This is a genomic window from Paenibacillus sp. sgz302148, from assembly GCF_056120465.1.
On sequence record NZ_JBVYOJ010000014.1, the window covers coordinates 75,960 to 95,949 of the forward strand.

Genomic DNA, 19,990 nt, shown 5'->3' on the forward strand with positions numbered 1-19,990 from the left:
TTATCCCCTCCTTATTGCGCTTGTTTTTCCAAGTCAATCAGATGCAAAATATGACGGATCATCTCTAACCGCAGTAAATCTTGATTCGTCGAGCGTTCATCGACTTCTTCCAGCCAGGTTAAGGCGTTGTTTGCGGCGGCTGCCCGTTGCTGCTGACCCGAAGCAATTGCATCTGCAGCAAGCTGCTTGAGCTTCGTGGCATAACGAATGTCGTCGATGCCTTCGCGATAGCCTTCCCAGGCGATGGTGTCGATCAAATCCGTTTGGGTCGGATAAACCAGATTGAAGTTGCGGAATTCATCCTGGATGGAGTTGTCGTTCCAGATGTTCGGAGGTCCCTCATAAAAAATATAATTGAACGTAGCATCATAATTCGCTTTATATACCCACATTCCATGACGTTGGCGCATCAGGTCGGGGTTCTCTGGACCTGTGTGCGGGTAAGCATAGTTTGTAATCATCTTGTCGTCGCCGAATCGATGCCAGGTCTCCGCTTTCTCGCGCGTCGGTTCACCAACTATATTCAAGTAATTCTCTTTAACGTCAAGCCGGTAGTGGCTCTCATTGCCTGTAGAATATACTTTGAACCCTTTATCCTGTAGATATTGCCACATCTCCTGTTCGAACTGAAGCATCGTCCAGCCCGGCTCATCCCAACCGTCGAAATAGAAATTGGTGTGGCCGACAAACTTGGCAACAAAATCAATCGCTTCATCCAACGACGCTTTATGGGCATCAACCCCGTTACGCCATTCGGCGTAAAGTTTATCCATCTTAAGCTTATTCTCTCCGGTCGGGTTCGCTTCATAAGCGGATTTCGCCGACAGATAACCGGTATATTTCGTATAAATCGTATAAGGAGCAAATGCCTGCTTGACGCCAAAGAGCGGATTCAGGCTGAGTCCGGCTTGCTGCATAAGCTCAAGTTGTTTTACGAAGGTAACTTTGTCCTCGATGGAATAATACGGACCCGGAATGTGGAGTACGTTATGGATAACCAAGTTGCGGTAATCGTTCAGCAGCTTGGTTTCTACGAGTTTCATATTCCCATTCGCCGTTTTCAGATTTTCTTTTACGCGGCTTTGATGGTAGAGCATGACGTAAAAGTCTTTGTTCAAATCGTAATACGTCTTTGGCTGTGGAAGCTCGAACGGCAGCACGCGAATCGTCAACGTAATCTGTCCGGCAGAAATTCCGTCTGCAAATATATCGATCGTGCCTGTATATGTACCCGCCGGTGTTTCACTGGGGACATGTGAGGTCAACCACATTTGCTTGGACTCTCCTTGCCTTAACGCAATCGGAACAAGTGTTGGGCTGTCTGCAACAGGCTCGTTAAAAGTGTTAAACTTGGTTGCCGGAATATTGGATATGTCCACGTATTTCGCCCCATCAGGATAATCGATACGCAACGAATTTCCCTTTCGGGCATGATCGACTTTGATCAAATTTTCGTCATGCAGCAACAGTTCAGGCACCAGCACACTTTTGGAAGAGTCGGCAAAATAGCTGTACCATGCCGTCCCGCCTTGGTACCAGGTTTTTACAACCCGAAGATCTACCGCATTCGCCGGAATCGTGCTTTTCTCGCCCTTCAGATCGCTCACGGCAAAGGTAACTGCATCCACATTGCCTAGCGGGGCAAGCACGAAAGAAGCCGCTTCAAATTCGCCTTGCGCCGAAATGACGGAAAGTTGGTCGCTGATTTCCCCGTCATCAGGAAGCAGGTCCGGCAGCCGCTTGACCGGGCTTATCGCCGGAACATTGTAGACGACAAAGGGAGAATTCGTCCAAAGCTTGCTGCCAACCGCGTTGAAATCGTTTGCTAACGTCAGCGCATAATTCAGTTTCTTCCGGGTATTCGAGCTATCTTCTTGGGTAGGAGCAGAAGAAGACAATAAAACATTAGCTTGATCACGCACACTTTCAAGATATTGTTTCATCTTCAACGGATCAACCGAATCAATAGCCATATTCAGTTGGCCGACTTGTTCGCTCAGTTCATCCTTCAACGAGGAACCGCCGGAAGTTCTTGTCTGGGCCATTACAGGCGAAATCGCCGTTAGTGCAGCGCAGGCCATCAAGATAATTAGAGTTAGACGCTTACCCATAAATTCATCACTCCCTTTGCAAATTCAAATGATTGTCCTCTGCGTGGCGAAGATCACATAGGTGTCGGTATACTTTCTTGACAAAAGCGCCTTGCTCTAGTTCACCTCTTTCATGCAATTTGGCTTGCATTTTCACTATAGCACCGTAATCCGGCATAAAACATTCACGGATCTGTGTTCTCGATAGAACATTTTTAAGCAATTTGGACTTCGCAATGCATGGCCATGAAGCGTTTTTGAAACGCTGGATACGTTATGCTCTTGTTATGGCCGCTTAGGAAAGGTAGTGATTGTACTTTGCCAGTCATGAAAAAACTGTTTTTGCTCGCTTTTGCATTGCTGCTGCTCTCGTCTTGCCTTCCTGTCTCTTCTTCCGCGACGACACTCGCAGCTATCGATTGGAAAGATATAACGAAGCAGTACGTGATCTTGCTCCCAAGCAACGACGGGACGCTGAGATGGAAGTTCAAAACACAAGGAGGCATTCTCTCAACGCCGGCAACCGCCGCGGACGGCACAGTTTATATCACCTCGGTGGATGGTAGATTGTACGCCGTGGATAAAAAAGGAACGAAAAAATGGGCGTTCGCAACGGACCGTAAACTGTTCTCTTCGCCGGCGGTAGGAACTGACGGCACAGTTTTTTTCGGCACGGAAGACCAAAAACTGTATGCGATCCATCCGAACGGAACGCTGAAATGGACATTCGCCGCGGGTGACGCTGTGAGAGCCGCGCCTGTAATCGGCGCGGACGGTACAGTCTATGTCGCAACGCATAATGGCACGTTGTATGCGCTTCATCCGGACGGATCGATAAAATGGCAATTTTCAAACCCGGGGAGAAGCTACATGAATTCCCAGTTGGCTATCCATTCCGACGACACTCTATACGTCACGTGGGGCTATGAATTATATGCGGTCAACTTAACGGACGGCAAATTGAAAAAACTTTATGGCGGTTGGAATAACCTTACCTCATTTGCGATCGGCGCCGACGGAGCCATTTACGCTGTAGCCGAAGAAACGAAGTATGCGGAGAAAACGGTATATGCTGTCTATCCGAGTGACGGTTCGATAAGGTGGAAATATAAAACCAATGACATGTACTCTTCCCCGCCCGTTGTTGGCAGTGAAGGTACTGTATATGTCGCAACGGATACGGATGGCCAAGGGATTTTGCATGCGATCAAGCCGGACGGATCGGAAAAATGGGTGTTCACCGCAAAAAAGCGTTTTTTCTTGATCTATTTGGATATTGCTTACATCGCCAATTCTACCCCCGCAATCGGCCCGGACGGCACCGTTTATATCGGGGCGGGGCGTGAAAGCGGCTCGAAGGAAGGCAAATTGTTTGCGATTAAACCGAACGGCAAGAAAAAATGGGAGATCACGTTCGAACATGACATGTATTCAGCTCCAACGGTCGGTAATGACGGTACGGTTTATTTCGGAGCATTGGACGGATACCTCTATACGGTCGGGGGGATTACCGCCGTCAGCGAAGTGAACTTGGCTCCAACCGAGCTCACGCTGTCTGTCGGGCAAAGCCAACAACTTACGGCATCCGTTCTACCTGCGTATGCGACATATCCGGATATTGCTTGGATTAGCGGCGACGCCTCCATCGCCACTGTGAACGACACCGGGATTGTAACGGGCGTCAAACCCGGCAAGACCACGATCACCGCAAGAGAAGAAAGCGGACTGTACAAACAATGTGTCGTAACCGTCACCGAAGCGAGCGCTGCCGAGCCGGCAAACGGCAATACACCGGCACCTGCAATCGGGGATCCGCCAGCGGCGGGCAGTGCACCGGCGGCCGGTGGCGCTGCCGTCGATCTAGCTTTTAAGGACATCGATGGGCATAAGGCGAATAAAGAGATCCTTGAAGCCGTCGGTCAGGGCATCGTGAACGGTTATCCGGACGGCACGTTTAGGCCGGACGGCAATGTCACCCGTGCCGAGTTTGCCAGCATGCTTATGAGAGGGCTTAAACCTGATGGCGAAGGCGCAGCACTTACCTTCAAGGACAAAGGCCAAATCGGCAGTTGGGCGCTCAAGGCGGTCCGGCAGGCGGTGCAGCTCGGCATCATTACCGGCTATGCAGACGGCACGTTCCGCTCAAACGCGAATATCACCCGCGCGGAGTTGATGGTAATGGTCGTTCGAGCTGCCGGACTTCGGCCGGAAAATACGCTGCATACGAGCTTCGAGGATGATGCAAACTTCCCGAACTGGGCAAGACCTTACATCGCCAAAGCCGCGGAAATCGGCATCATCGTCTCCGATAATTACACAGACCGAAAATTCGCGCCGCAAACATTCGCGACACGCGCGGAAGCGGCGTCGGCTATCGTCCGAATGTTTGCGTGGAAAGCTAAGATCGAATAATGTGAACGTGAATCTGCCCAATCCGATAGCTCAAGCAGCATCTCATAAGGGTTTTCTTCCATAGACAAAACAACAACGCCGCTAAGGTAAACGCAGCGGCGTTGTTGTTTTTAGGGACTGGACGTCATCAGCCATTACAATATTTCGATATACCCTTCTGTTCCATGAACGCGAATTCGTTGCCCATCTTTGATCAGCTTGGTAGCATTCTCCACTCCGACAACTGCCGGCAAGCCATATTCACGCGCGATAACTGCTCCATGGGTCATCAGTCCGCCAACTTCGGTGACTAGGCCTTTTATGGATACAAATAATGGTGTCCAGCCAGGGTCAGTAAAGGAGGTGACTAATATATCTCCATCTTCCAGATCGGCATTTTCCATATTTAAAATAACACGCGCTCTTCCTTCTATCACTCCGGAAGAAACAGGTAGACCTACAATCGCATGAGCCGGCAAATTTTCTCGTTTGTACTCACCTGCAATGATTTCACCATCAGACGTGATGACACGCGGGGGAGTTAGTTTTTCGAATAATTTGTAATCCTCTTTTCGTTTGTTGATGATCTGATCATCAAGTTTGTTTGTGCGTACGACTTCGTGAAGTTCTTCAAAAGTGAGATAGTACATATCTTCTTTGTCATGGATAACGCCAGCTTGAACGAGTTGTTCGGCTTCTTTCAGTAAAGCCTGCTTATAAACGAAGTAGCGACTTACTATACCGTATTTGGGATATTCCCGGTAGCCGATGAAATTCCGGATGAGGTCGATCTTTCGTTTTGTTTCTTTGGCTTTTTGTTCACCATCCGGTAATTGTTTCAATCGATCTATTAACTCTTGTTCTTTGTCCAAAGCTTCCTGGCGCCCCTGCTCAAATTTTCGATTGCCGGCATTAGGCTCAAGGTTCTTGATGTTACCAAGAATCATAGGGACAAGCGTAATTGGTTTTTCGCTCCAACGAGTTTTCGTAATATCGATTTCTCCGGCACATCGCATGCCGTATTTATTGAGATAAGCATAGATAGCGTCTTGAGTTTCCCTTCCCCCATCAAACTTAACCAGTTCATCCAGAAAGTTATCTTCTTTTGCATGCTGCAAATAATCAATCACTTCCGGATAAGGGCGAATCACATCCGCGACATCCAATAGCGCCAGACCCATTTCCGAAGTAATATTATTCGGTACAGATTGAGAGAGCGTATCTGCTGCGTTTTTTTCACCTAACCACTCGTTCATGTTTTCATTGATCCATGATGTAGCATTTATAGCTGCCATAAACACAGCCGTACTTTGTGGGTCAAACAAGATCTTCTTTAATTGCTGGATATCTTCCAGAATAAAATCAAACAAATCCGATCCCGATTTCGCTTGGATGTTTTGTTTTAACTGTTCGATCGATGTTTGACTACGTTTAATCAAATCAGAAACGATTGTCGGATCGTTCTCGAATGGTGCCGGCATATCCGTATTACTTCTGCCCGGAATCGGTGCAGTTTGATCATTGGATAACAATTTTATAAAATCTCGCTCTATTATGGTCATGAGAGCGCCTTTTGTAAGCGGATCGGATCCCACGGTATTTAATAAAGTTTCCCGGCCGACAGGTGTAGCCAGCCTAGGTGCAACATCAACAAACAACCTCCCACCGGCTTTACGCATAGGTGCAGGAGTAATTAACAGGTAAAAAGACAATCCCAAAGGTTTTATGGGATCTGTCATCATTTGTTGATGACCAACAGACAGATAGACGTGTTTTTCTTGATCATTCGCTTCAGGAATCGGGTATAAAGTCGTGATTGGCCGACTCTGGACAATATAAAATGTATCATCGGCCAAACACCATTCGATATCTTGCGGGCAACCAAAATGAGCTTCGATCTGTCTTCCGATGTGTGCCAGCTGTAAAATTTGTCGCTCAGTGAGTGTTTGGGACATCTGCTGATCCGGATCGATCTGCTTTGTCTCTGTTCCGCCTTCTTCCCTTCCATAGATAGCCAATGTTTTGGTTGCGATCCTCTTCTCGACGATTTCCTCTTCCCGCACTTTATAGCTATCGGGAGATACCAAGCCGGAGACCAGTGCTTCTCCTAATCCAAAACCGGCATCGATCGATAGGAGTTTTCGGTTAGAAGTAATCGGATCAGCAGTAAATAAAATTCCTGAAGCCTGCGGGAAAACCATCCTTTGAACGATAACGGATAAATAAACTTGGCTGTGGTCAAATCCGTTTTGCATACGGTAGATTACCGCGCGATCCGTAAATAGGGATGCCCAACATTTACTGATATGCTGCAAGATTGCATCGACGCCGATGATATTTAAATAGGTGTCTTGTTGACCGGCAAAAGAGGCATGCGGTAAATCTTCCGCAGTCGCACTAGAACGCACTGCATAAGCATGGTCCTCGCCAAACTGGGAAAGATAGTGAGTAACGGCTTCCACAACATCGGAAGGAATTTCTGCCTCCATAATGATTTGTCGAATTTTCCTGCTGATTTCACCAATTTGATCGCGATCTTCAGCTTTTAGCATGGTTAATCGATTGAGCAAAGCATGATACGTTTCGTTTTGTTGGATGGCTTTTTGGTACCCCATTGTTGTAACACAAAATCCTTCCGGTACGTGTATTCCTTGAATTTTAGATAATTTCCCTAAATTTAACCCTTTTCCGCCAACGAATAAAAGCTGCGTTTTTTCCATTTCCTGAAAATCGAGAACCAAAGAACTCATTCCACATCTCTCCTACCATTAAAATGAGAAAAAACAATTGACATCTGTTTACCGGCATGGTACACTTAAAGTGTAAGATGCATTTATTTTGCCTATTCGACTATACACAGTCGTAATCCGATTATAACATCACGTTTGTTGATGTGCAATATAAAAAGAACCCGGTGAAATTGTCCAGGTTCTTTTTTTTATTCTCAAACGCCGATTATTCGGTTCGGTATAACTGACCGCATGCCGCATTAATGTCCGATCCGAATTGAGTTCGGACCGTAACGTTCACACCATTTGCCTTCAACGTCCGAACGAATGTTTTGATCCGTTCGGGGTCAGATGGCAAGTAGCTTTGAGGCGTCACTTCTGTCGAATTGTAGGGAATGAGGTTCACGTGATAGAGATGTTCCCAAGCTCCCCTTCCCCTCAACAGCGCGGCCACCGCTTCCGCATGCTCCGTCGAGTCGTTGAATCCTCGAAGAAGAATATACGCGATATACACCTTTCTCCCCGTATGCCGGATATGGCGATCCAATGCATCCAGCACGTCGCGGAGCGGAAACCGCTTATTGATCGGCATTAGTTCGCTTCGCTGATCGTCGAACGGCGAATGCAGCGAGAAGGTTAAATTGACCTGCGGAAATTCCCTCGTCAACCTTTCGATTCCCGGTAACAGGCCGATGGTGGATATCGTAATTCTTCGATGTCCTAAACCGAAGAGAAGTGGGTTGGTCAAAATCGCCATCGCATCGAAAAGGTGCGGGTTGGCGAGCGCCTCCCCCATGCCCATGAAGGAAACGCTGTCCAGGGCGTGGCCGTTCAATTGAAAATGAAGCAATTGGTCGGTAATTTCGTCGGCGGTCAAATTTCGTTTCAAGCCGATGGTACCCGTAGCGCAAAAGCGGCACCCGAACCCGCAGCCGCACTGAGTGGAAATACAATACGAGTTCCACCCCCGTTCATAGGTAAGTCGTACGGCCTCTACGCGTTCGTCACCCCCGATGGCGAACAGTACCTTGTTGACCTGCGTCGATGTAATTTCCTTGACCGGAATAACGCTGGAGACTTGCGGACCAAGCGTCCGGGCCAACTCTTCTCGCAAAAATTTAGGCAGTATGGTGATCCGTTCGTATTCGGCAATTTTTTGTTTGAAAATAGCGTCCATAATTTGCCCATACCGGTACGCGGGCTGCTTGAAGTCGGACAAAATCTGCCCAATCGTTTCATATTTCGAGGTTGGTTTCATGTGTTCTCCTTACCGCCGGAGAAAATGCAAGAAAGCAACCGTCATCCGGCGCTTTAATGCGTCATTAACCAACTACGCAGGAAAAACACGCTGCGCTTGCGGACGTAATCGCTACGTGCATCTGTCGATAGATTGGTAAACCTCCGGCAACAGATTTATTTTTTTGTGAACCGGGCCAATCGGTAGAAACCGGTTCACATTATCATCTACAACCTCAATAATCATCGCTTTCATCCTCCTAAATTGAGTTAAATGTTCAGTTCCACAATTTTTGTTGCGATATGTTTACAAAACTCGCTGTCGTGCTCCACAAAAAGAATCGTCGGCGAATGCTCCAGCAGCAACTCTTCGATTTGCATTCTGGAAATGACGTCTATAAAATTGAGCGGCTCGTCCCAAACATGCAAATGAGCCCGTTCGCAGAGACTTTTTGCGATCAGAACCTTCTTCTTCTGTCCGCCGCTATATGAAGCGATGTCCTTTTCGAATTGCAAGCGCGAAAAATCAAGTTTTCTCAAAATCGCTTTGAACAAGCTTTCGTCAATCCCGCTTTCTCTGGCGAATTCCGACAAATTGCCGCGCAACTGCGAGGTATCTTGCGAAACGTAGGAAATTTTCAACTGGCTCCCTATTCGTAAAACGCCGGAGTAAGAGATTTCCTCGCCGCAAATCAGTTTGAGCAAACTGGATTTGCCCGAGCCGTTCGGACCGGAGAGCGCAATGCGGTCCCCTTGCTCGATCGTAAAACTGACGTCGCGGCAAACGTTCTTCTCGCCATAATGAATCGAAACGCGGTCAAGTTCGACCAGTTGGTGTTTATGATAAGTCAGCTGCGATATTTTCAGGCTTTCCGAGCTATCGACGTTTTTCAGTAGCTGGGATTTTTCCTCGATCGCGGATTGTTCTCTTTGCTCGATCGACTTGGACCGCTTCATCATTTTGGCGGCCTTGTGACCGATGTACCCTTTGTCGACCTTAGAGCCGGAGTTGCGGGTGCCGTTTTTCGTTTTTTCTACTTCGTGCGACCAGTTGCTCGTTCGCTTGGCTGCCTCGGACAGCCGCTTAATGTCCTTCCTCAGCTTATCGTTTTCGGCGAGCTCGAAATTGTCCTGTCGTTGCTTATTTTCCCACCAGTCGGAAAAATTTCCTTTCTGGATATCGATATTGGTCTTATTGATCGAAATAATGTGGTCCACGCAATTGTCGAGAAACGCCCGATCGTGGGATACCAGAATAAACCCGCTCTTGCTGTTCAAATATTCACTGACCAGCTTCCGAGCATGCAGATCCAGATGATTGGTCGGCTCGTCGATAAGCATAAAGCTGTTTTCCTTCAAAAACAGGACCGCCAGCAGCACCTTCGTTTGTTCTCCGTTGGATAACGAGTCGAACGGCCGGTACAACACATCCTCCGACAACTTCAACAGCGAAAACTCGCGCATGAGTTGCCAGTGCTCATAGTCCGGATAGATGTCATCAATCACTTCGTAGGTGAGCTTCTCCTTGTGTTCGACATGGAACGGGAAATACTCGAAACTAACGTTGGAGGAAATCGTCCCGCTATATTCGTACTTGCCGAGCAGCAGATTGAGGAACGTCGTTTTGCCCCGGCCGTTTCTCCCCGTAAAGCCCAATTTCCAGTTGGTGTCGATTTGCAAACTTACATGTTCAAAAATGTTGTCGTAACTGCCGTCATAGGCAAACGTCAAATTCGTTACATTAATCAATGACATTCTTAGAAACCTCCTTGGTTCGCAAATAAAAAAAGAGCCGCAAGAAAGTTGACCTTTCTTACAGCTCAAAAAATAAAGCAAATCCAACCCTCCGCAGGGTCAGATTAGAATATATTTTCTGAGTGAAAAGAATAAGGTAACTTTCTTGCCAATAAAGAACAAAACAGCGCAAATAGAACTTGTTTTATTCTTCATACTTCAGCAAGAAATTTTACATTATCCTCTTCAACTCCTATCGTAAACGTTAGCGCTATATTAACATACCCGGTGTTTCATTGCAACCGACTTGCCCATAAGGACCAGTAATTGATCAGCGAGATGCCACGAGCCTCACGCAACGGTGTGGATCAAGATCATAGGTTTAAGAAGGCTCCATCGACAGGATCCCACAACCACCATCTCAGCCGCGTATGCCACCCGAACTGCGAATGCTCCTGATCTCGAACCAGCGGCCGGCGGGAACATTCTCGATGGAGGTGCGTATGGGCTGCCGGCCTTTGTTTGGTGCCCACCACACCTCCTGGAAGCGGTTCTGGGTGGTACCGGCACTACGGTTGGCCTTGCGATACAGCGGCCAGAGGTTGGTCGCGTCGTCGGCACCGCTGAAGGCCCAGTCGATGACATGGTCGATGTCGGCCTCGTAATGCAAGTTATCGTCCAACTCGATGCCCTCCTTCTCAAGCTCCCGCATGAAGCGATTCACTCCGCTGCCTCTGGGCTCATCTCCGCCGCGGTACTTCAGCTTCATGCCCTCGTACGGCCAAAAGTCGACACCCATGGCCAGGCCGTTGTCGTACACCTTATGCGGGAATTTAGCTATCCTCTCGCCACGCCCTCTAGCCGATGGTCGAATCAAGTAGTCAGGATACCAGTCCGCCGGCTTGTGCCAGTCCATCAGAATGGCGTCTTCCCGGCTCATTCCGGTTCGTACATTGTCGTCCAAGACGCCGCGCTTCTTTTTTAGCAGCGGGAGATTCGGCCCGCTCGCTTGCAGTCCGGCGATGAACCGTTCCCTGGTCGCGCCGCTGGCTGCCTGGATACTGTGGCCGAGGATTTCCATAGGAGAACCTTTGGCGAATGTGAAGGTGGTCTGCGCTCCTATAGTGCCGCCGATGTTGAATAGAGGGAAGACAGGCGACGTGATCTCTTCACTGAACAGCGCCTCGCCCCGTCCCGCCGACTCCTCAAAGATATTAAGCAGCGAGGCGGCCACCTTCAACCTGGCCAGGGCTTCGAGATCCAGGTCCAGTGTCGCCGAAGGCGTTACCGTGAACACCGTGCGTACCAGCTTACCGTTCCGGAAATGCAGATCCACTTTACTTTGGGAAAGGTCGATCGACATGGTGGCGGTCAAGATCATGGCGGTCTGCAGCTCAGCGCTGATGCTGCCAAGAAATTTGAGATCGGTAACGACCAAGTGCAAACGCAGAAAGGGAGTATAGTGAAGGCCGATGCTGCCAGATATCCTGCCCTGGTCCAGCAGGGCGGTCAAGTTGAAGTCCCCATGAAAGAGATTGTACAGCGAGTCGCTGACGCTTCCGGCGAATGCACCGCCAGCCTCCGCCCCGCGCTTGGCGCCGAGACCCGCCCCGACGAAGCCTCCGAGCGGCAGCAGCAGCGTGCCGGCGACGGCACCTCCGATCATGCCCTGCAGTCCACCACCGATCCCGCCTGCGGCTGCGGCCACCTTGCCAATGGCCATCCGGGTCTCGTCATCCTCGGCTCGGTACTTGGCGATTTGTTCCGCGCTGATCGTACCTATGACCGGATGCAGTGTGAGGGTCGGCTGTATCAGCGTGATCGGGTTGTGCGAACCGATTGCGGCGCTCACCGAAATAAATTCCCCGACCGGGAGGGGCGGTGTCTCCAGTATTCCCTCGCCGAGCCCGAACTCCCTGAGGTCGCCTACCTCGAATGTAATCTGCCCCCCCGAGGAAAAGACCACCGTCAGATCGCCACGACTTGGGAGTTCCACCGGAGTGCTCTCTTCAGCCGTAGGTGTGTTCAGAGGAACCGGCGGTGATGGAGGTTGGCTTCCAGCAGCCGGCATCGGGGTGGATTGGTTACTCGACTCGCTTCGTTGGACCTGTGGCGTGCTGCCCTTTGACTGTTGGATCACATGGGTCAGTTCATGAGCAAGCAATCTGTCTCCCCCCGAGGTGCCTGGCTTGTATTCACCCGGTGCGAACCCGATATTCCCGCCAACCGTAAACGCTCTTGCGTTGAGCGCTTGCGCCGTTGTTGCGGCTTGAGAATCCGTATGAATACGGACGTCCCCGAAATCTCGGCCCATACGGTTTTCGAAGAAGGCACGGGATTGCCGGGGGAGAGGCGTCCCCCTCCCCTCTAGGGAACCGATCGAGCTTTCCATACTCGGGGAAAGATCTCGTGATTTGGCTTCAACTGCATTAATGGGCTTCGCTTGTATAAGCATAGAGCTTAAGGTGCCCGATGCCTCGCCAGCGTTTTCCGTTCTTGTTGACGGCGCCCGCATCACTTGCTCCGCCATCCGGTCCGCTTCCAACTCATAAGGATCCCTTGGCTGATTCACTACAAGCTTGGTCTGAATCCACTGCGAGGGATTGGATGTCCGAGCTTCTATTCGATTGGCCGTTTGACTAGATCGAGTTAGAGTATCCAAACTTTTTCCCATGTAGAAACCACTCCCGGAACCAAAGTCTCACTCACGAAGTGATCACGATGCTAGATTGCATAGTATACCGAACCGTCGTATTTGACGAGCTGATCTTCAACAAGCCGCTCCAGCACTTTGTACAACATCTCTTTGCCAACCGGTCTTAACAACGGGTCCGATAACAACAATTCGATTGACCGGAAGCGATATAAGATCAATCGGCTCAGCACGTATTCTCTGTACCAAGGTTCGTCAGGCCGGTCCTCGAGATCGTCTTGGCTTTTCGTTGACGGAATGATCCAATATCTCACCGTATATGTGATTACAGAGTCGTCGAATCTCGCGTCTCCATCCTGAAGCAGGATTTTGAAGGTGAAATTCCGCAAATCGTATATGGCGGACAAATGAACTTCTCGATCGGCAAGGTACCCCATCACGCCAAGTTGAGAGCTTCTCGACTCGGATGTATATTCGACGGCAAGATTGATCACGCAAGGCCGATCTGTTTGCATCTTGATATCCGGGGAGATCCGAGTCTCCCCCATCTTTACTTTGTTGAAATGAACAAGACCTGTTATTACATCTATCACAGGGACAGGTTCCGGCTCCGGTGTCGCCCCTCCCGAGTTGATGGTTACTACTGCAACCTTATTGTCATTGGCAACGGTGACACCATTGCCGACAAACCTGATGCCGCTGGCGCTGAAGGTGACTCCGTCCGCACCGGTCACCGCCACCTTCTGCGGTTCGGCCAGCACACCCGGCAAGTTCGTCACATCAATTGCATCCGAACCTCCCGCTTCGTGGCTTAAACCGTGGCGGAACAGCTTCCCTTCCAGCACATCCCCTTGTCCGATAAGCTTAGCGAGAAGCGGATTGCTATAAACGTAAGCGCGTCCCGTATCCGAAATAGAGGCAATCGATCCGTCGTCGTTTAGCGTAATTTCGGCGAGATAGACAAAGGACCTTTTGGGTCCGATCCAGCCGTCTTCTTGCTGATCCGCGAAATATTGATCTACGATTTGCTCGTAGATCGTTTCCTCAGAAATAACGGTAACGACACTTCCTGGAGAATCAAGATCCTGGGCTACCCCGCCAATCGTAGTATGCAGCTGGCCGCCAATCGTCGAAGCTCCGTTCGCTTTGATCGCTCTTACGACGTACGAACACTCGATGACAGTTCCTGCGGCAACTTCTGTAAGCGAAAATTCCAAATCGTCCTTGAACAAATAAACGAAAGAATCCGGAAGCTGATCATCGACATGGATGACGATAAGTTCGTCCGGCGGGATCGTTTCGGTAACCGTCAGCTGAACGATAACTTCGAACGCGTCGTTCGCCTGAATCCATTTCGGTACAATGCGTACGAGGTCCAATTTATTCGTATGCAACAGAAGCGTTGTTTCATGCCGGGAAAATCCGACCTCACCTGCTGTTTGCGGAGCTATGTTCGTTAGGGCGAGCTTGTACCCTTCAGCAATCCGGTTCGATTCGCATTGCTCGTGATAGCATGATGCATTGCTGATAACTGGCATCGGTTCCTTAGGGCAATCTTCGGATTCCAGCGTTAAATAGAGCACTTGAGAGCCCGCGGCTTCAGCAGGAAAAACATTCAGATTTCGAAGATCGGGCTGAACTGTTTTGCCTACGACGACTTCCCTGCCCGCTTCATCTAATGCAACACCGGACTCAACGCGGATCACGCGGTTATCGATGGCATCGACTTTCAAGCCCCATACGATTCCATGGCCATGAATCAAACGGTTCAGCAAAAATCTCTTCTCATTAAAATAAGCTTGTTCGTCTTGAAAATCGCGGGTCGTCAGCAGTTTTCCATAAAAATAGTTATTGCGCTCAAACGCATGCGGTAAATTGACGGACATAGGAATGGCCCCCGTTCGTTTACGGTTTGGATTAACCGCGAATGATTGTGCTCTTTACTCCACCCAGGTCCTTCGTCTTAGGGATAGCCCACCATCGAAGCGTAAAGGATACAGGAACCGGATTTGATTGATCGACGACTCGAAACCTTAGCATTTTCTCCCCTTTGTTGTATGTTGCGGTAACCGCGAATTCGTTTTGGTCGCCAAAGGTCAACTCGTTGCCTGTTTCAAAACCATAGTATATGAGCGGTTCTTCCGTCAGGCCGAGCGCGATCCAATCTGATAAAAAGGTGGTACCCCTTGAGCTATTTTTGAAAAGGACAGTTCCCGAAAACACCTGGAACGGAATCGCACTCGATGCCCTGACCTGTATCATACCTTCGCCCTCCGGTTGAACCGTGAGCCCCTCACCAAAAACGATTCCAGTCACTTCCGCTTTTTCCGTCTCATTATCATAATGGACGCTGATTTTCTGAGGATCCGCCAGCATGCCGCGGAGTCCGTTCACGTTGATCTGATCATCGCCCTCTGATTGGTGGGTCAAAGCATGCAGGGGCAGTTTTCCGAAGCCTTCTTCATCGCAAGTGAGAAGCTTGCCCAGATAAGGATTGCTGTGTACGTACGAACGGGAGCTGCTGTCGATTTGGGTGATCCTGCCTTGAGCGTCAATTTGCAGGGTGGCGAGGATGACCCCGGTTTGCTCTTGATCCAGCGATCTGTTTACCGTCGATTGGGACAAATAGCTCTCGATAAGCAACTGGTAGTAGGCTTGGGAAGATAGGATTTGAACGGAGCTTTTGACATGGTCGTTTGGAACCTGATGATTGATAAGACAGCTGATGGAACCTACGCCCTCTTCGTTTCCTGCTCTTACGGTATATCTCTTTTCGGTCCGCGAATTTGGGGCAACGCTGCCCAATTGAAATACCAATGGATCCGAATGGATCATCGCAAACTGAGGGCTAAGCTGTTCTGTTACCTCGATGGATATGTTATCGATGGTTGGTTGTTTTACTGTCACCGTAAGAACGATTTCGAAAACATCTCCCGGCTTTACCGCTTGCGGAACCGTTCTCTCGATGTAGATATTCGCGTCTTGATAAACGGTTGTCGTATCTCGCAGCAGCGAGCAAAGCTCGGCTTCCGGCTCGGGGGCGGTTGTCGTCAGCTTGACTTTAAAGCCTTCCACAATCTTGTTCGCTTCGCAAGCATCGCAGCAGCCGGTCGATTTCGCTTGTACATGGATTCGCTCTCGGGAGCATTCGTCATAGCTGAGCATGACGTATACCGTCTTCTCTCCGTCCGCCTCCGCCGGGTAACCGTCCATCTCGCGGATGTCTGCAAGCTCGTTGTAATCCCGGCTTACGACGATCTCCCTTCCGCATCCGTCGATTGCGACTCCCGCGCGAACCAAAATGCCGCTTTTGTCCGCGCTTTCTTGAAACGGCTCCACTTGAAGCCCATATACGATGCCATGTCCATGAACGAGACGGTTCAATAAGTGCCTTTTCTCGTTCAGATAACTTTGCTCGGTCTGAAAATCGCGAACCGTCATGAGCTTGCCGGTATAGTACCGGTTTCTTTCGAACGTGTGCAGTTGACGATTGGCCATGAGTCCGTTCCTCCTTTTCCGTATTAGGCAAGCTGCGTAAAGGCGCTTTTTAACGTAGAGCTTCCGACTTGACCGAACGGCGAATCGCTCATAAGCACAGTGTCGCGCTGAACAACGCTTGAACCGATTCGGGAGTCGGGTTCTGTGAGCACCGTATTGATCCCGACGTATGTATGCATATCGAGGTAAATCCATGGCTGCAAAAGGGTGACTCCTCCGCATGTATGCGCCGGTTTCTCGGTGTCGACGATGCGTTTCACTGTGGAGTATTCGGACTCCGAGCGGACTTGACCGGGTTTCAGCAGAACGCAGAAGCTATAGGGGGCTTTGCCGAATAAGCGTTCCAGCACCTGAACGACCGCTGCGTCTTTGGCGTATTGCAGTTGAAATTGTTCGACAATATAGGGTCGATCGCCGGTATAAAGCCGGATCATCTCTTCCATCCCGCCGCGCGTGCCACGCTCGCCATAAAGCTGAGGGATCTCATGTATCAAATTGCGAAGCTTGTCTTCCGGCCAGTTCTCGTCGTACGCAATGGCGAGCCAGGAAGCGAGCCATCGCAAGTAATCCCCGCTCACGCTGTCCGCAACAAACCATCGGGCGATCGTATCGATCCGTCGTTCCGAGGCGGATAGAAACGCTTCGAATAGCGCTAAATACCGTTCGAGAAAATCTCGGCTTTCTTCGTCATCTTGATACACGGCAGGCAAGTACCGCAAATAGGATGTTCGCGGAAAGACGGCTTGAATGCTTCGGACGATAGGAGATTGCGTTTCGTTGCCGATCAAATCGATTCGGACCCAAAGATATCTTTCCTTGCAGTTAAGGATGAGCATTTGCTTCGGGCCTAGCATCGGCTGCGACCAGCCGTTCATCCCCTCCACATCCGTTAAATATTCGTCGGCCGTCAAATACGAGACTTCGATTTGGGCGTTATCGGGGATCCATGCATCAATAACCAGTTTGTGCCAAGGATCTCTCGATTCCGTCTTATCGAACGCCTTCGAATAATAAGTGCCTGTCGCGAGCGGGCTTCCCGGCTTTTTGAAGAGAACGCTGTCCAGCCTGAGCACCGTGATTATCCCTGATTCCCGATCGAGGATATACAGCCGATTGCATTCGTCGATCAGCAGCTTGTCTGCGTTGCCCGGATAGGCGGTTAGCGCTTCTTGGACAACCGGGGAATCGACGGTCATTTGTTCCGAATGCCAAGGCTGGCCTGCACCGACAGGGTGGCCACCGGCATCCTCATCTTCATCGGTACACCAAATAAGCTGTCCATTCGGTTCGGCAAAATGGAGCAAACGGTTTTTTCCTTGCGCAGCCGTGACGGTGATTCCGCCTTCCTCATAAACGATAGCAATTGGATCGGCGCAGTAGGCTTGAAGGCAGAGGAGTTCCTCGCAGCGGGATTCGATCGGATCGTATCGATACACTTTTCGCGCTTTCCTATCCAACACGTATACCGTTTGGCAAGGGCCGACTGTCACATCCGATAAAGTGAAGCCGCGTGTAAAATCCTTCACCCCGATCGTGTAATCGGGAACGTACCGTTTAACATTACAAATCGAGATGCCTTCCTCGCCTTGCGTCTCGACATTGTCGAGACGCCCCTCTTCCCACGCCTCGCGATGATTGATCGTTAGAAATAAAAATTCATTTTGTTCGTTCGTGGCCATGACAACCTCCGTATGGTCCGCAGTCCGCTTCAGCGGAAACCGTATCGATCTGATGCGAATCGGAATAGACGAGACTGTGCGGAGGGATGTAAACATTCCCTTCCGTGTCTTGCCGGATTCCTTTTCCCGAAGCCGCAATCATAACGTTCTGCACGCACTCGACTCCATCGTTCCGTTCAATCGTATCGTAGATTTCGGACACATAAATGGCCCGGCCGAAAGTCCAGCCCGATCCGCCTTCGCCTCCTGTCAACGGATGCATATAACGCAGCAGCGAGGAAACGACCTTTTGCCTCGTTGCTGCCGTATCATAACCCGGTCGGACGCGGATGAGCGCATCAACCGACGCTTTCACGTATACCGGGGGAACGATGCGCAGTTGAGTCGTCAGAAGACGATGCGGACAAAGATGCCGGCATACGGTGTCAAGGAAGCCGTCGCTCGGCATCGGATTCGAGTATTCGCTGTAAGGCACGACGACGACCATCACGACTCCCGGAGCGGGTTTACCGTGTTGATCCGCATTCGGAATCGCTTTGGCGCGCGCGACGCGAAGGCCCGGCGTGGACAAAGCCAGCGATTCATAGTCTTCCGACGTGGCGGCGCTATGGGAATTTCGAAGCTGTTTTCGCGTACGGATTTTGGCAATGCCCAACGTTTCGTTATTTGTCCCTCCGGCAGCCGGGTTCCAATTATCGACTTTGAGGCCTAGAAACTCCGGAGCTGGATCGACCCACTGCGTAATCGCATGAATGCCGACATTCCCTCTCGCACCCGAGGTGAATCGGTAAACGGAGGCTTTCATATTGCCGATGCTCGGATCTTTAGCGGGTTTCGGGATAGCGCCGTTCACGCCGTCGCCGAATTGAAGCCGGCCCGTCGCCGACTGCAGCACATAATGCTTGTCCGTCGGTTTCGAAGCATCCAATGAATCGACCTGTTTCCATTCGGTCCAATTCGGATCGGCGCTTGCCCCTTCTTCGACTTGCAGCTTCAACGATTGCGGCAATACGGGAAAATGAGATAAGTTAAAATATTGACCTGGTAATCCGTTCGAGCTCCCCACGTATTCATCGTGGACGGTTTGGCTTTGGACGGCGGGTACCGTATTCAGAAGGATGCGGTTGATTTTTGGCGGCTGTTCGTAGCCCGCTTCTCGAATCGTCGCCCGAATCCAATACAAATCGTCACCCGATATGCCAACGGTATGGTTGAGCGCATCTCCCGGCGCACGGAATATCAATCTCCCGCTGAACGATAACATCATCGTTTCGTCGGATTCGATCGCAAGCGGCATCCATTTACCGCTATCGGCAGATGCGTAATACTCCCATTCAAGCGTTGCCGACGGTGTAATTGCGAGTTGATCTCTGATCGAGTAGACGCCTCTCGCAACCGGATAATCCTCAAAGAGATGAAAGGTGATCGGGATGAATTCATCTGCCGGAAATGGTTTGTCGAAGCCGAGATACAGCTTGCTGCCCACTTTCGCATGACGGCCGAAAGCAGAAAAATACAATCCGACGCGGCTGTTCGCATCGGTATGATCGACGGCACCCGAAGATTGGAAACCGATGATTTTGCATAGCTTTACGGGAGAAACGAGCAACGGTTCTTCCGTTTCGAAGACGATATCGCCATCTATCGTAGAAAGTTGAGTCGACCGTGGAATAAGCCTGTTCGGGCCATCCTCCGATTCGAAAGTAAACGTCACATCCGTCGTTGCAGGTTCGGCAGCACGAGGGTTCTGTCCGAGCAGCTTCAGAAACTTCAGTTCGTTCTCGTCACGGATTTGATCTAAATAATAGTGCTGCAGCTCAGTGAGCCACGAGAAAAGCTCGATGAAAGTGATGCCGGGATCGTGAACGTTGTGATCCGTCCAATCGGGAGCGTAGCGCGGGATCCCTTTTATCGCCTCTTCCACGATTTGTTTGTACGTCTTATCGTCCAAATTCGGCAAAGGCAACATGATATCGCCCC

10 protein-coding genes are annotated in these 19,990 nt (G+C 50.1%); 1 reads left to right on the forward strand and 9 read right to left on the reverse strand.

Features of this window, described 5'->3' with window-relative positions:
- Positions 1-11 precede the first annotated feature (11 nt).
- Positions 12-2,111 (reverse strand): hypothetical protein, encoded by a 2,100-nt coding sequence (locus AC0LWM_RS20710; protein ID WP_474676891.1) that lies wholly within the window; start codon positions 2,109-2,111, stop codon positions 12-14.
- A gap of 306 nt (positions 2,112-2,417) precedes the next feature.
- Between AC0LWM_RS20710 and AC0LWM_RS20715 the strand changes: the two genes are divergently transcribed.
- Positions 2,418-4,502, forward strand: coding sequence for an S-layer homology domain-containing protein (locus AC0LWM_RS20715; protein ID WP_474677001.1), 2,085 nt, complete (start codon positions 2,418-2,420; stop codon positions 4,500-4,502).
- A gap of 134 nt (positions 4,503-4,636) precedes the next feature.
- On the opposite strand, the gene ppsA is transcribed toward AC0LWM_RS20715, so the two are convergent.
- The 8 genes from ppsA to AC0LWM_RS20755 all read right to left on the reverse strand — a co-directional run bounded on the left by ppsA (position 4,637) and on the right by AC0LWM_RS20755 (position 19,979).
- Complete coding sequence (gene ppsA, locus AC0LWM_RS20720) at positions 4,637-7,231, reverse strand: phosphoenolpyruvate synthase (protein WP_474676892.1); 2,595 nt, start codon at positions 7,229-7,231, stop codon at positions 4,637-4,639.
- A 205-nt stretch (positions 7,232-7,436) separates the two neighbouring features.
- Positions 7,437-8,468, reverse strand: a complete 1,032-nt coding sequence (locus AC0LWM_RS20725) for a Cfr family 23S rRNA (adenine(2503)-C(8))-methyltransferase (RefSeq protein WP_474676893.1) — start codon at positions 8,466-8,468, stop codon at positions 7,437-7,439.
- 248 nt (positions 8,469-8,716) lie between these two features.
- Entirely contained in the window at positions 8,717-10,201 is a 1,485-nt protein-coding gene (locus tag AC0LWM_RS20730; protein WP_474676894.1) for an Lsa family ABC-F type ribosomal protection protein, read from the reverse strand.
- A 400-nt stretch (positions 10,202-10,601) separates the two neighbouring features.
- Positions 10,602-12,854, reverse strand: coding sequence for an eCIS core domain-containing protein (locus AC0LWM_RS20735; RefSeq protein WP_474676895.1), 2,253 nt, complete (start codon positions 12,852-12,854; stop codon positions 10,602-10,604).
- A gap of 50 nt (positions 12,855-12,904) precedes the next feature.
- Entirely contained in the window at positions 12,905-14,719 is a 1,815-nt protein-coding gene (locus tag AC0LWM_RS20740) for a hypothetical protein (RefSeq protein ID WP_474676896.1), read from the reverse strand.
- A 31-nt stretch (positions 14,720-14,750) separates the two neighbouring features.
- Positions 14,751-16,331, reverse strand: coding sequence for a hypothetical protein (locus AC0LWM_RS20745; protein ID WP_474676897.1), 1,581 nt, complete (start codon positions 16,329-16,331; stop codon positions 14,751-14,753).
- A gap of 23 nt (positions 16,332-16,354) precedes the next feature.
- Positions 16,355-18,010, reverse strand: coding sequence for a phage tail protein (locus AC0LWM_RS20750; protein ID WP_474676898.1), 1,656 nt, complete (start codon positions 18,008-18,010; stop codon positions 16,355-16,357).
- On the reverse strand, positions 17,988-19,979 hold the full coding sequence (locus tag AC0LWM_RS20755) for a putative baseplate assembly protein (protein ID WP_474676899.1): 1,992 nt from the start codon (positions 19,977-19,979) through the stop codon (positions 17,988-17,990). The genes AC0LWM_RS20750 and AC0LWM_RS20755 overlap by 23 nt, the downstream gene beginning before the upstream one ends.
- Positions 19,980-19,990 lie beyond the last annotated feature (11 nt).

Bases quoted from the DNA above. Each gene is read 5' to 3' on its own strand.
- AC0LWM_RS20710 (WP_474676891.1), bottom strand. From the start codon at position 2,111: ATGGGTAAGCGTCTAACTCTAATTATCTTGATGGCCTGCGCTGCACTA.
- AC0LWM_RS20715 (WP_474677001.1), top strand. From the start codon at position 2,418: ATGAAAAAACTGTTTTTGCTCGCTTTTGCATTGCTGCTGCTCTCGTCT.
- ppsA (WP_474676892.1), bottom strand. From the start codon at position 7,231: ATGAGTTCTTTGGTTCTCGATTTTCAGGAAATGGAAAAAACGCAGCTT.
- AC0LWM_RS20725 (WP_474676893.1), bottom strand. From the start codon at position 8,468: ATGAAACCAACCTCGAAATATGAAACGATTGGGCAGATTTTGTCCGAC.
- AC0LWM_RS20730 (WP_474676894.1), bottom strand. From the start codon at position 10,201: ATGTCATTGATTAATGTAACGAATTTGACGTTTGCCTATGACGGCAGT.
- AC0LWM_RS20735 (WP_474676895.1), bottom strand. From the start codon at position 12,854: ATGGGAAAAAGTTTGGATACTCTAACTCGATCTAGTCAAACGGCCAAT.
- AC0LWM_RS20740 (WP_474676896.1), bottom strand. From the start codon at position 14,719: ATGTCCGTCAATTTACCGCATGCGTTTGAGCGCAATAACTATTTTTAT.
- AC0LWM_RS20745 (WP_474676897.1), bottom strand. From the start codon at position 16,331: ATGGCCAATCGTCAACTGCACACGTTCGAAAGAAACCGGTACTATACC.
- AC0LWM_RS20750 (WP_474676898.1), bottom strand. From the start codon at position 18,010: ATGGCCACGAACGAACAAAATGAATTTTTATTTCTAACGATCAATCAT.
- AC0LWM_RS20755 (WP_474676899.1), bottom strand. From the start codon at position 19,979: ATGTTGCCTTTGCCGAATTTGGACGATAAGACGTACAAACAAATCGTG.